The sequence below is a fragment of the Microbacterium testaceum genome (assembly GCF_001476655.1).
Lineage (GTDB): Bacteria > Actinomycetota > Actinomycetes > Actinomycetales > Microbacteriaceae > Microbacterium > Microbacterium testaceum_C.
This window is the reverse complement of the sequence record NZ_LDRT01000162.1, coordinates 1-12967: the sequence shown is the minus strand read 5'-3', so window position 1 is coordinate 12967 and position 12967 is coordinate 1. Positions and strand designations below refer to the sequence as shown.

The 12967-nt window shown below is 73.1% G+C and carries 12 protein-coding genes and 1 pseudogene; 11 read left to right on the top strand and 2 right to left on the bottom strand.

What is annotated here, in order from left to right:
- Positions 1 to 81: 81 nt before the first annotated feature.
- The 10 genes and pseudogenes from NS220_RS17220 to purH all read left to right on the top strand — a co-directional run.
- Positions 82 to 1044 (top strand): annotated as a pseudogene (locus tag NS220_RS17220) (nitrite reductase (NAD(P)H)); the annotation flags it as partial.
- Entirely contained in the window at positions 1041 to 1625 is a 585-nt protein-coding gene (gene nirD / locus NS220_RS20775; protein WP_346335433.1) for a nitrite reductase small subunit NirD, read from the top strand. The pseudogene NS220_RS17220 and the gene nirD, both read left to right, overlap by 4 nt.
- A complete protein-coding gene (cobA, locus tag NS220_RS17210; protein WP_081323249.1) occupies positions 1622 to 2896 on the top strand; it encodes a uroporphyrinogen-III C-methyltransferase in 1275 nt (424 codons plus the stop codon). The genes nirD and cobA overlap by 4 nt, the downstream gene beginning before the upstream one ends.
- Positions 2893 to 4032, top strand: a complete 1140-nt coding sequence (locus NS220_RS17205) for a uroporphyrinogen-III synthase (protein ID WP_058625221.1) — start codon at positions 2893 to 2895, stop codon at positions 4030 to 4032. Before cobA ends, NS220_RS17205 begins: the two co-directional genes overlap by 4 nt.
- The gene (locus NS220_RS17200; RefSeq protein WP_058625220.1) at positions 4029 to 4706 is read left to right on the top strand and encodes a sirohydrochlorin chelatase; all 678 of its coding nucleotides are present in this window, start codon (positions 4029 to 4031) and stop codon (positions 4704 to 4706) included. Before NS220_RS17205 ends, NS220_RS17200 begins: the two co-directional genes overlap by 4 nt.
- Before the next feature lie 51 nt (positions 4707 to 4757).
- Positions 4758 to 5003, top strand: a complete 246-nt coding sequence (locus NS220_RS17195) for a hypothetical protein (RefSeq protein ID WP_058625219.1) — start codon at positions 4758 to 4760, stop codon at positions 5001 to 5003.
- Positions 5000 to 5551, top strand: coding sequence for a hypothetical protein (locus tag NS220_RS17190; RefSeq protein WP_058625218.1), 552 nt, complete (start codon positions 5000 to 5002; stop codon positions 5549 to 5551). Before NS220_RS17195 ends, NS220_RS17190 begins: the two co-directional genes overlap by 4 nt.
- Before the next feature lie 118 nt (positions 5552 to 5669).
- Positions 5670 to 7163, top strand: a complete 1494-nt coding sequence (locus tag NS220_RS17185; RefSeq protein WP_058625217.1) for a cell division protein PerM — start codon at positions 5670 to 5672, stop codon at positions 7161 to 7163.
- A gap of 214 nt (positions 7164 to 7377) precedes the next feature.
- A complete protein-coding gene (gene purN, locus NS220_RS17180) occupies positions 7378 to 7977 on the top strand; it encodes a phosphoribosylglycinamide formyltransferase (protein WP_058625216.1) in 600 nt (199 codons plus the stop codon).
- Positions 7978 to 8032: 55 nt separating this feature from the next.
- Positions 8033 to 9643: a bifunctional phosphoribosylaminoimidazolecarboxamide formyltransferase/IMP cyclohydrolase gene (gene purH, locus NS220_RS17175; RefSeq protein WP_058625215.1), complete on the top strand. Its 1611-nt coding sequence runs from the start codon at positions 8033 to 8035 to the stop codon at positions 9641 to 9643.
- Between the two features lie 371 nt (positions 9644 to 10014).
- Here purH and NS220_RS17170 read toward each other — a convergent pair whose 3' ends face one another.
- Both NS220_RS17170 and NS220_RS17165 read right to left on the bottom strand, forming a co-directional pair.
- A complete protein-coding gene (locus NS220_RS17170) occupies positions 10015 to 10533 on the bottom strand; it encodes a DUF1697 domain-containing protein (RefSeq protein ID WP_058625214.1) in 519 nt (172 codons plus the stop codon).
- 74 nt (positions 10534 to 10607) lie between these two features.
- Complete coding sequence (locus NS220_RS17165; RefSeq protein WP_058625213.1) at positions 10608 to 12035, bottom strand: dihydrolipoyl dehydrogenase family protein; 1428 nt, start codon at positions 12033 to 12035, stop codon at positions 10608 to 10610.
- A 146-nt stretch (positions 12036 to 12181) separates the two neighbouring features.
- Here NS220_RS17165 and NS220_RS17160 point away from each other — a divergent pair, with 146 nt between their 5' ends.
- Positions 12182 to 12946, top strand: coding sequence for a LacI family DNA-binding transcriptional regulator (locus tag NS220_RS17160; protein WP_242864662.1), 765 nt, complete (start codon positions 12182 to 12184; stop codon positions 12944 to 12946).
- Positions 12947 to 12967: the final 21 nt, after the last annotated feature.

Here is a 12967-nt window from a genome sequence, read left to right as displayed (position 1 = left end):
TTGGTGTTTAAATACGTAGGCTGATATAGAGACTGAAACGCGTACGTTCGTCGGCAGCGTCAGGTGTGTATAAGCGCCAGCCTGTACTCCGAGCACGTGCTCGACGGCGAGCTCGCGACCATGCAGGACACCAACGACCACGTCATGGCCAACATCCAGCGCGACGGCACCTACAGCGTCGTCCCGCGCATCGCGGGCGGGGAGATCACGCCCGAGGGGCTCGTCGTGATCGGCGAGGTCGCGCGCGACTTCGGCCTCTACACGAAGATCACCGGCGGCCAGCGCATCGACATGTTCGGCGCCCGCCTCGAACAGCTCCCCGACATCTGGAGACGTCTCGTCGACGCCGGTTTCGAGTCGGGGCAGGCGTACGGCAAGTCACTGCGCACGGTGAAGTCGTGCGTCGGGCAGACGTGGTGCCGCTACGGCGTGCAGGACTCCGTCGGCATGGCCGTGCAGCTCGAGCTGCGCTACCGGGGCCTGCGCTCGCCGCACAAGCTCAAGTTCGGCGTCTCGGGCTGCGCGCGCGAGTGCGCCGAGGCCCGCGGCAAAGACATCGGCGTGATCGCCACGGAGGCCGGCTGGAACCTCTACGTCGGCGGCAACGGCGGCTTCACCCCGCGGCACGCGGTGCTGTTCGCCGAGGGGCTCGACGACGACGGCCTGCTGCGGGCGATCGACCGCTTCTTGATGTTCTACATCCGCACCGCCGACCGGCTGCAGCGCACCGCGCCCTGGATGCAGGACTACGAGGGCGGCCTCGAGGCGCTCAAGGGCGTGGTCTTCGACGACACCCTGGGCATCGCCGAGGACCTCGACCGCGCGATGGCCGCTCACATCGACAACTACGAGGACGAGTGGGCCGCGACCCTCGCCGACCCCGAGAAGCTCAAGCGGTTCCAGAGCTTCGTCAACGCCCCCGACACGGCCGACCCCACCCTCGCCTACGTGTCCGAGCGCGGTCAGCCCCGCCCCGCCACGGCCGAGGAGCGCACCTCGGGCGCGGTCTTCATCGGCGGCACGACGCTGGCGGTGCGGTCATGACGATCGTGGACGCCACGACGACCGAAGCCACGAGGACGGATGCCATGACCCCCGACGCCACGACCCCGTCGGCCACGACGGCCCCCGCCCCCGACGCGTCCGAGGCGGCACCCGCCGGATCGACCGCGGCCACGAGCCAGCCCGCCGGGGCCTCGACGGCGGGCGCGGGCGCGGCCGCGACGACGGCTCCCGCCCCGACCTCGCACGCCTCCCACTGGGTCGCTGTCTGCCGCGTCGACGACCTCCTCGTCGAGCGGGGAGCCGCAGCGCTGCTCGGCGACCGGCAGATCGCGCTGTTCCGCACCTACGACGGCCGCCTCTACGCCACCGACCAGATCGACCCCTTCAGCGGTGCAGCGATCATGTCGCGCGGCATCGTCGGCGATCGCGCGGGCGTGCCCACCGTGGCATCCCCGATGTACAAGCAGGTGTTCGACCTGCGCACCGGGCTGTGTCTCGACACCCAGGGCAAGGAGCCGCTGAGCGTCCGGGTCCACCCGGTCACGGTGACCGACGGCGTCGTGTTCGTCAAGCTCGCCCCGGCGGCTGATGCCGCCGGCGCAGGAAAGGACCCCCGATGATCGCTCTCGCAGGACTCGACCTCACCGACCGCCTCGTCGTGTGCGTGGGCGGCGGCTCCGTCGCCGAGAAGCGCATCGCCCGGCTGCGCGCGGCAGGTGCCCGCATCCGTCTGGTCGCGCCGGTCGCGACCGACGGCCTCGCGGCGCTCGCCGCGGCGGGGGACATCGAGTGGCGCGAACGCCCCTTCGAACCCTCCGACCTCGACGACGCCTGGTTCTGTCACACGGCCACGGGTTCGGCATCCGTCGATGCCGCCGTCGTCGATACCGCGGAGGCGCGCCGCGTCTGGTGCGTCAACGCCGGACACGGGGGCAGGGGCACCGCGCGCCTCGCTGCCGAGACCACGAGCGGCGACGTCATGGTCGGTGTCGTCTCGACCGCGGGCGCCGATCCGCGCCGCACCGTCGCCGTCCGTGACGCCATCGCCCAGCGCCTCGCCGAGGGCGCCCTTCCGCTCCGCCGCCGACGTCGCCCGCTCGTGGGGAGCGTGGCGCTCGTCGGCGGCGGCCCCGGCCCCGTCGACCTCATGACCGTCCGCGCCCGCGCGCTGCTCGCCGAGGCCGATGTCGTCGTGTACGACCGCCTCGGTCCCACCGGCGTGCTCGCTGAGCTCGGCGACGACGTCGAGCTCGTCGACGTCGGCAAGCGCCCCCAGCATCACCCCGTTCCGCAGGACGAGATCAACGAGATCCTCGTCGACCGCGCCGCCAAGGGCCTGCGGGTCGTGCGCCTGAAGGGCGGTGACCCGTTCGTCTACGGACGCGGCGGCGAGGAGGTCATCGCGTGCCGGGCGGCCGGCATCCCGGTCGAGGTCGTCCCGGGGATCTCGAGCTCGATCGCCGTGCCGTCGGCCGCGGGAATCCCCGTGACGCACCGCGGCGTGGCCGGTACGCTGCACGTCGTGAACGGTCAGGAGTCGCCGAGCGAAGCGACCCTCGCGGCCCTCCGTGACGACTCCGCCACCGTCGTCGCGCTCATGGGCGTGAGCGCGCTGCCGCGGTTCGTCGCGGCGGCCCGGGCCGCGGGGGCTCCCGAGAGCCGTCCCGTCGCCTTCGTCGAGAACGGACACACGCCCGAGCAGCGCACGATCCGCACGACGCTCGGAACGGCGATCCAGGATGCCGAGACCCACCGTCTCGCCAACCCCGCCGTTCTGGTGTTCGGCGAGGTCGCCCGGCCCGACCTGCTTCTCCCGGTCACGGCGCCCGCCGCGGTTCAGGTTCCTGCGGCGGCGGTCGCGGCCGGGGCGCGCGAGGAAGGCATCGGGTGACGACACCCGCGCGGACGATCAGCACGGTGCTCCAGGGATGCACCGTGCTGCTTCCCGTCGACCGGCGGTCGGGGGAGCTGTCGGCCGCGCTCGAACGCCACGGCGCGCGGGTACGGGTCGCTCCCGCCCTCACGATCGTTCCGCACGTCGACGACGAGGAACTCATCGCGCAGACCCGGGCGCTCGTCGACGACCCGCCCGACATCGTCGTCGCCACGACGGGCGTGGGGTTCCGCGCGTGGATGGAGACCGCCGACGAGGCAGGACTCCACGACGCGCTCGCCCCCGTCCTCGACGCCGCGCGCATCGTCGCCCGCGGACCCAAAGCGCGCGGCGCGATCCAGCAGGCGGGGTTCGAGGCCGACTGGGTCGCCGAGAGCGAGACGGCGGCGGAGCTGCGCGACTTCCTCGTCGCCGAGGGGATCGAGGGGCTCCACGTCGCGGTCCAGCATCACGGCTCCGGCGCGGACGGCCTCGATGAGGCGTTCGAAGCGGCCGGGGCGCGCGTGACGAGCCTCACCATCTACCGCTGGGGTCCGCCGCCCGACCCCGAGGTCGTCGCGGCATCGACGCAGCAGGTCGCCCGCGGAGAGGTCGACGCGGTGCTCTTCACCTCGGCGCCCGCGGCACGCGAGTGGATCCTCGCGGCCGAGCGGGCCGACGCGCTCGACGGGGTGGCATCCCGTGCCGCGCGCGGGCACGTGCTGGTCGCCGCCGTCGGCCCGATCACCGCGGGTCCGCTGATCGAGGCGGGGATCCCTCCGCTCATCCCCGATCGCGGCCGGCTCGGAGCTCTCGTCCGCGCGGTCGTGACGCACTACGGCGGGGCGGACGCCCCGTTCATCCCCACCACGGCGGGGCACCTCGGCATCCGGTCGTCCGGGATCGTGCTCGATGGGGCGTTCACGCCCCTGCCGCGCACGGGCGTCGAGATCCTGCGGGCGCTCGGTCGCCAGCCCGGGGCGGTCGTCTCGCGCGCCGACCTGATCGCCGCCCTGTCGAGCGCGGAGGCGAGCGGGCACGCCGTCGAGGTCGCGGTCGCGCGCACGCGCGAGGCGCTCGGCGGGCTCGACCTCATCCGCACCGTGTACAAGCGGGGCTACCGGCTCGACGTGATCGACGAGGAGGACGCATGACCGCTGTGCTCATCGCCTGCGCCCACGGCACGAGGTTCGAGGAGGGACGCGTCGTCGTGCGCGCGCTGCTCGAGGTGCTGCGGGCGACCGCGCCCGCCGGCGTCGAGGTGCACGAGGCCTACGTCGACGTGCACGGGCCGTACGTCACCGACGTGGTCGCCGCCGCCCGCGAGCGCACGGACGACATCGTGATCGTGCCGCTGCTGCTGTCGACGGGTTACCACACCGAGGTCGACCTCGTGGAGGCGGCCGGGGGACTGCCGATCGCCCCGGCGCTCGGGCCGCACCCGGTGCTGGCCGAGATCCTCGTCGATCGCGTGCGGGCAGCGGGAGCCGGCGACGGCGACACCGTGGTGCTCGCCGCCGCGGGCTCGACGCGTCCGGGTGCGGTCGTCGATGTCGAGCGCATGGCGGAGCTCCTGACGGAGGCCGGGATCGCCGGTCCGGTCGTGACGGCCTACGCCGCGGCATCCGAACCGCGGATTCCGGATGCCGTGCACGCGGCGCGCGAAGCCGGCCACCGCACCGTCGCGGCGAGCTACGTCCTCGCGCCCGGCCACTTCTCCCGCGTGATCGAGAAAGCGGAGGCCGATCTCACCACCGCCCCGATCGGTGCGGACCCGCGGCTGGCGACGGTCGTGTGGGAGCGCTGGGCGGGGGCGCGCACCTCGTGAGATGCAAGGCTAGCTTGCCTCCCCCCGGCGAGGCAAGCTAGCCTTGCCGATATGACAGCCTCCCGCATCATTCGGACCACGCGAGGTTTCCTCGTCACCGCCGCCGCTCTCGGCCTCGTGCTCGTGGGGGTGAGCCTCGTGATCGGAGCGAGCATCCCCGGGCTGATCGCCGGCGCGGCGGGCTGGGCGCTGGTGCTCGCCGCGATCGTCTGGCTCCTCGTGCGCCGTCGCCAACGTGCCGAGGCCGCCGCCCGACCGACGTCGTGGCGGCCGGGCGACGACGGATCAGCCCGGTGACGTCGACCGCGCCCGGCGCGCCCGCGCACGACAGGAACCTCGCGGTGGAACTCTCGCGCCTCGCCGCCGCGGGAGCGCCGACGGACCGCGACGAAGACCCCGAGCGTCTCCTCGCCGCCGTTGCCGCGTTCCAGGACATCACGCGTGTCGCCGCCGACCTGCAGGCCCAGGCGGCGCGCACCGCGCACGACTCCGGCGTGAGCTGGGCGCGAATCGGCGCGCTGCTCGGTGTCTCGCGCCAGGCCGTCCAGCAGCGTTTCGACCCGAACTACGTCGGGACGCGTGCCGGCGCAGCGGAGGGCCGGATGCTGGGACCGGTGACTCGCGCCGAGGAGTTGGCGCACCTCGAGGCCGCGGGAGCACAGGGATGGAAGCTCGTCGAAGCGCGCCACGGGGAACATCGACTCGTGCACACCGGCGACGCGTGGGACGTGCAGCGCGTGTCGATCCTCACCCCGGGCCCCCTGCCCGCCGCCGGGGACGGGTGGGAGGCGGCGGCCACCCGGTTCCCCGACTGCTTCTACGTGCGGTCGCGCTCCGCACGGTAGAGCTCCTCGCCGCCTCGCCGCCTCGCCGCCTCGCCGCCTCGCCGCCGCGCCGCCTCGCCGCCTCACCGCCGCGCCTGAGGAGAGCGCTCGGGGAGCGCGGGTAGGGTCTCTCACGCCCATGCATCGCCTTCTTGTCGCCCTCCTGGCCGCTCTCGACGCCCTCCTGGCTGCCGCGGGCGGTATCGCCGTCGTGCTCGCCCCGCTCGCCCTGCTCTGGGTGGCCGGTCTCGGCAGCCCCGACTGGAGCGCGCTGTGGCCCGCGACGGCCGCCATCTGGCATCTCGGGCACCTCGTGCCGCTCACGGTGACCCTCCCTGACGCCTACCTCGCGGCCACCGGCATCGACCCCTCGCTCGCGAGCTTCACCCTGTCACTCGCGCCGCTGGCGTTCGCCGCGTTCACGGCCCTCTTCGCCGCGCGCTCGGGCGTGCGCGCCGCGGAGGCCGGGGCCGGGATCACAGGATGGCTGTCGGGCTCTCTCGTCTTCGCCGCGATCGCGAGCGGCATCGCGCTGACGGGCAACGCCGCGCTCGTGGCATCCGAGACGTGGCTCGCGATCCTGCTGCCCTCGTTGCTGTTCCTCGTCCCGTCCCTGGTCGGTGCGATCGTCGGCGCCTGGCGCGTCGGCGACGACGGGCCGATCGACGCGCTGCGCGCACAGCTCTCGCGCCTGCCCGCGACGTGGGCGAGCGTGCCGACGCTGGCGTTCCGAGGTGTCGCGCTGACGACTCTCGGGCTCGTCGGCGTCGGCGGGATCGTCGTGGTGGCCGGTCTCATCGCGCGCTCGACCCAGGTCATCGGGATCTTCCAGGCGAGCAACGCGGATGCCGTCGGTGCCACCGTGATCGCCCTCTGCCAGCTGATGTACCTGCCGACCCTCGTGTTGTGGGCCGTCGCCTTCGTCGCCGGACCGGGATTCGCGGTCGGCACCGACAGCGCGGTCACCCCTGCCGCCACGCAGGTCGGCGCGCTTCCCGGCATCCCGGTGCTCGGAGCGATCCCCGACGCCAGCTCGCCGTGGCTGCTCCTGCTGGTCCTCCTCCCCGTCGGCATCGGCGCTCTCGCGGGATGGATCCTCCGATCCCGGATGCCGCTGACCACCGACCCCGAACCGGTCGGCCCGCGCCTGGTCCTGGCGATCGCGGTCGCCACGCTCGCCGGCGGGGTCGGCGCACTCATGGCCGTCGTCTCCCGCGGGGCGATCGGACCCGGGCGCCTGGCCGAGACCGGCCCGCAGCCGGGACCGCTCGCTCTCGCGATCGGACTCGAGGTGCTGGTGGGGCTGGCGATTCTTCTGCTGAGCCCGCGCTTCGGCGGCGCGGGCTTCGACGACGACGCCCCGCACTCGTACGAGGAGACGCGCGACGAAGAGCCCGCGTTCTCGTTCAGTCCGCGCGCCCAGGTGCCCTTCGACCGCGATGAGCACGCCACGGGGCCCGCGCCGATCGTCGCGGCGCCCGGAACCGGGATCTCGCACGATGTCTGGCCGAGCGCGTACCGCGGACCCGACGAGACGGACCCGGCCGGCGACCTCAGCGACGACGAGGTGCGTGCGCGCATCCGCGCGGCATGGGCGAAGCCCGGGGACGAGGGCTCGGCTCCGCACCGGTGAGCCGCTGAGACCTGCTCGGGCGCCCGCGCGTCGGGCTCGTCACCCGCCCGGCGTGCCTGCGGCTCCGCGCGCTCGGGCGCCCGCGCGTCGGGCTTGTCACCCGCCCGGCGTGCCTGCGGCTCCGCGCGCTCGGGTGCCTGCGCGTCGGGCTTGTCACCCGCCCGGCGTGCCTGCGGCTCCGCGCGCTCGGGCGCACCTGCGTAGACTGGCCTCCGTGCTCACGGTCGCCGTTCTCATCTCCGGCACCGGCTCCAACCTCCGCGCCCTGCTCGAGGCGGCTGCTGCTCCCGACTTCCCGGCGCGCGTGGTGGCTGTCGGTGCCGATCGCGAGGCCGACGGCTTCGCACACGCCGAGCACTTCGGCATCCCGACCTTCCTCGTGCCCTACAGCGCCTTCGCCTCGCGCGAGGAGTGGGGGGCCGAACTGGGTGCGCAGCTGGCGGTGTGGAACCCCGACCTCGTCGTGCTCAGCGGCATGATGCGCCTGCTGCCGGCCGACCTCGTCGCCGCGTGGGAGCCGCGCATCATCAACACCCACCCCGCGTACCTGCCCGAGTTCCCGGGGGCCCACGGCGTCCGCGACGCGCTCGCCGCGGGCGTCGAGCAGACCGGCGCGAGCGTCATCGTCGTCGATTCCGGTGTCGACACCGGGCCGATCCTCGCCCAGGAGCGTATCCCCGTCCTCCCCGGCGACGACGAGCACGCGTTGCACGAGCGCATCAAGCCGGTCGAGCGTCGTCTGCTGATTGACGTCGTGCGGCGCATCGCCGAGGGCGAGCTCGACCTCGCCGCCGCGGCATCCCGAACCCCCTGATTTTCGCGGGCGGTCGCCCGCTTTCGAACCGCACGAGACAGAGGAGCCGCACGCCATGGCCGGACCCCGCCACGACCCCGCCGACTACCGTCCCCGCGACGTCGTCCCGATTCGCCGCGCCCTGGTGTCGGTGAGCGACAAGACCGGCCTTCTCGAGCTCGGAGCCGCTCTTGCGGCGGCCGGCGTCGAGATCGTCTCCACCGGCGGCTCGGCCACGCTGCTGCGCGAGGCCGGGTACGACGTCACCGACGTGTCCGCCGTGACCGGCTTTCCGGAGTCGCTCGACGGCCGCGTCAAGACGCTGCACCCGAACGTGCACGCGGGGCTCCTCGCCGACCTGCGGCTGGCCTCGCACGAGGCGCAGCTCGAGGATCTCGGCATCCGGCCCTTCGAGCTCGTCGTGGTCAACCTCTACCCGTTCGTCGAGACCGTGGCATCCGGTGCCGAGGGCGACGACGTCGTGGAGCAGATCGACATCGGCGGGCCGGCCATGGTGCGCGCCTCGGCCAAGAACCACGCTAACGTCGCGATCGTCGTCTCGCCCGAGTCGTACCCGGCGATCATCGACGCGCTGCAGGAGCAGGGCGGCACCACCCTCGTGCAGCGTCGCGAGCTCGCCGCGCGCGCGTTCTCGCACACCGCCGCGTACGACACCGCCGTGTCGACGTGGTTCGCCGAGGGCACGCTCGGCGACGACATCGACCTGCCCGCGCACCTGACGATCCAGGCCGAGCGCCTGTCGACCCTGCGCTACGGCGAGAACTCGCACCAGCGCGCGGCGATCTACTCGCGCGTCGGTGGGCACGGCATCGCCCAGGCCACGCAGCTGCAGGGCAAGGAGATGTCGTACAACAACTACGTCGACGCCGATGCCGCTCTTCGCGCCGCTTTCGACATGATCAAGCCCGCGGTGGCGATCATCAAGCACGCGAACCCCTGCGGCATCGCGGTCGCGGCCCCCAACGCCCTCGACCCGATCGCCTCGGCGCACCTGCGCGCGCACGAGTGCGACCCCGTGTCGGCGTTCGGCGGCGTGATCGCGGCCAACCGTACGGTGACGTTGAAGATGGCCGAGAACCTGCGCGACATCTTCACCGAGGTCATCATCGCGCCCGACTTCGAGCCGGAGGCGCTCGAGGTGTTCAAGCTCAAGAAGAACCTCCGCGTGCTGCAGCTTCCCACCGACTGGCAGCAGGAGCGCATGGACGTGCGTCTGGTCTCGGGCGGCCTGCTGCTGCAGGATGCCGACCGCTTCCCCGACGACATCGAGTCGGTCGCGAAGAACTGGGAGCTCGTCTCGGGCGAGCGCCCCGCCGAGGCCGACATGGAGAGCCTCATCTTCGCGTGGAAGTCGTGCCGCGCGGTGAAGTCGAACGCGATCGTGCTCGCCCAGGGCTCGGCCACCGTCGGCATCGGCATGGGCCAGGTCAACCGCGTCGACTCGTGCCGCCTCGCGGTGGAGCGCGCGGGCGATCGCGCGGCCGGCTCGATCGCGGCATCCGATGCCTTCTTCCCCTTCGCCGACGGCCCGCAGGTGCTGATCGACGCGGGCATCTCGGCGATCATCCAGCCCGGTGGGTCGGTGCGGGATGCCGAGGTCATCGACGCCGCGCGCGCGGCCGGCGTGACCATGTTCTTCACGGGGGAGCGCCACTTCTTCCACTGAGCCGCGGTGGTGTTCGGCGCCGTCGTGGCCTCGGTCGCGGCGGCGCCGCCCTGCGCCTCCCGGGCGGCGTTGGGTGTGCCCGGGGCGGCGTGGGGTGTGCCCGGGGCGGCGTGAGGGCTGCCCGGGGCGGCCCGATAAACGCTCCTGCTGTCGAAACACGGGGTGCCGTGGTGTTTCTCGGCAGGGAGAGCGTTTATCGGGGGAGGCGCGCCGGCGGCGCGGCGCGCGCAATACGGGCTGCGGCGCGCGCATCACGGGCTGCGGCGCGGGCAACGCGGGCTGCGGCGCGGGCAACAGGGGCTGCGGCGCGGGGTCGCGGGGTCGCGGGGCGCGAGGGCGGGTCGGGCGGCGCGGTCGCGGAGGCGCGCGGGTCAGGCGCTGCGTGCGATGAGCTTCGCGATCGTGTTCGCGTTGCGGGCGGTCCCGACGACGCCGAGGCGTTTCTCGAACCAGCCGGCCTGGAGCTTCGAGCCGCCGATGCCCTCGGGGTAGCGGACGAACACCTCGCGACCATCGAGTACGGCCTCCTCCGGGATGCCGTCCGGCAACGTCAGCGTCGTTTCGGCGGGGGGAGCGTCGAGGAACACCGTCTGCACCCACCGCCCCTCGGCGGCGTCGGCGAAGGGGTTCCGCGCGACAGTGTCGACGAGCTCGGCGTGCGAGCGCACGAGGACGGGGAGGTCGAAGCCGAAACCCCCGCGGATGGCCTCGCGCATCACGCCGGCGATGTCGTCGGGGGAGCGGCTTGTGGCATCCAGGATCACGTTCCCCGCGACCTGCACTGTCTCGACCTCGCCGAGACCCGCGGATGCCAACACCTCGCGCAGCGCGGCCATCTTCAGCGCCGTGGGTCCACCGACCCCGCGAATCAGGGCGACGGTGCGGGGCATGCAGCGACCCTACCGCGGGGGAGGAACGCTCTCCCCACCTCTGCGCGCGCACGCGCCCCGGGCGGAGTCTCGGGTCAGGCGGAGTCCCGGCCGAGCGTCTCGAGCAGGCGCAGCCAGACCTCGCTCACCGTCGGGTAGGACGGCACCGCATGCCAGAGGCGCTTCACCGGAACCTCGCCGACGATCGCCACGGTCGCGGAGTGCAGCAGCTCGGCGATGTCGGGGCCGACGAACGTGGCACCGACGAGGACACGGCGGTCGAGGTCGACGATCGCGCGCGCCTGGCCGACGTACGCGTCGGACTGCTCGCTCGACCCGGCCACCTGGGCGAGGTCGTAGTCGAGCACCTTCACGTTCAGGCCGCGCTTCTCGGCCGCGGCGGCCGTGAGCCCGACCGACGCCACCTCGGGGTCGGTGAAGGTGACCTGCGGCACCGCGTCGTGATCGGCGGTCGCGACGTGGGCACCCCAGGGCGCGTCGTCGACCTCGTCGCCCTTCGCGCGGGCCGCGATCACGTCGCCCGCGGCGCGTGCCTGGTACTTCCCCTGGTGCGTGAGGAGCGCGCGGTGGTTCACGTCGCCGACCGCGTACAGCCAGCTCGATCCCGGAACGCGGAGGGTCTCGTCGACCGTGATCCACTCGCCGGCCGCGAGCCCCACGGTCTCGAGGCCGAGGTCGGTCGTGCGGGGGACGCGGCCCGTGGCGACGAGCACCTCCTCGGCCGTGATCGTCGTGCCGTCGGACAGCTCGAGCACCGCCCGCCCGTCGTGGTCGCGGCGCGCGGCCGTGGCATCTGTCCCGGTCTTCACCGTGACTCCGCGCTCGCGAAGCGACGCGGTGACGAGCTCGCCGGCGAACGGCTCGGTGCCCCCGAGGAGGCCGGAGCGGGCGACGATCGTGACCTCGGCGCCCAGACTCGCGAAGGCCGTCGCCATCTCGGCGCCGACGACGCCACCGCCGAGGATCGCGAGGGAGGCGGGAATGCTCTGGACGGCCGTCGCCTCTCGGCTCGTCCACGGTGAGATGTCGGCGAGGCCGGGGATGTCGGGGAGCAGCGCCGCCGAACCGGTGCACACGGCGACGGCGTGTCGGGCGATGAGATCGGTGGTCGTCCCGTCGTCGGCGGTGACCCGGACGGTCTTCTCGCCGGCGAGTCGCCCGTGTCCGCGCACGAGGTCGATGCCCGCGCCCTGCAGCCACTCGACCTGACCGGAGTCGTTCCAGTCGCTCGTCATGGTGTCGCGGCGGCGCAGGACCGCGGCGATGTCGAGGTCGCCGGTCACGGCCTGCTTCGCCCCGTCGACGTCGCGGGCGGCGCGGAGCGCGGCACCGCTTCGCAGCAGGGCCTTCGACGGCATGCACGCCCAGTAGGAGCATTCGCCCCCGACGAGCTCGGACTCGACGATGACCGCGCTCAGTCCGGCCTGCACGGCTCGATCGGCGACGTTCTCGCCCACGGGGCCGGCTCCGATGACGATCAGGTCGTACTCGCGTTCGCTCATGACCCCACGCTATCGAGGACCTCCGACATCGCAGCCGGGTTGCGCGGCGTCGGATTCTGTTGGACGTCATCCCTTGACCTCGCGTCTTAACCGGTTTAGAGTTCAAGCACTTAACCGGTTTAGAACCGACCACGACGAGGTGACGGATGCCGAACGACACGCGACCCACGATCGCCGATGTCGCGCGTCGCGCGGGGGTCAGCAAAGGCCTCGTCTCGTTCGCGCTCAACGGTCGCGCCGGTGTCTCGCCCGACACCCGCGAGCGCATCCTCGCCATCGCGGCCGACATGGGGTGGAGCCCGAGCCTCCGCGCCCGCTCGCTCAGCGTCGGTCGCGCCTTCGCGTGCGGTCTCGTCATCGGACGCAGTCCCGACGTGATCGCGGCCGACCCCTTCTTCCCGTCCTTCATCGCCGGTGTCGAGGACGAGTTCTCGGTGTCGGGGCAGGTGCTCGTGCTCGCCGCGGCCACGCCGGGTCGCCACGAAGCCGAGACGTACCGCGGCCTCGCCGCCGACCGCCGTGTCGACGGCGTCATCCTCTCCGACCTCCGCGCCGACGATCCGCGCATCGAGCTGGTCGCCGGCCTCGGTATCGCCGCGGTGACCCTCGGAGTTCCCGACGTGGACAGCCCCTTCACCTCGGTGTCGGTGGACGACGGGGCCGGTATCCGTCTCGCGGTCGATCACCTGGCGGATCTGGGACACGTCGACGTCGCCCACGTCGCCGGTCCGTCCGCGATGCTGCACGGCCGGCATCGCACCGCCGCTTTCGAGCGTGCGGCCGCGGCCCGTGGCATCCGCGCCCGTGTCGTGGAGACCGACTTCAGCGCGGCCGACGGCGCCCGCGCGACGGACGAGCTCCTGGATGCCGAGACCCCGCCGACCGCGATCGCCATGTTGTCGTTCGAGTAGACGATCGCGGTCGGCGGGGTC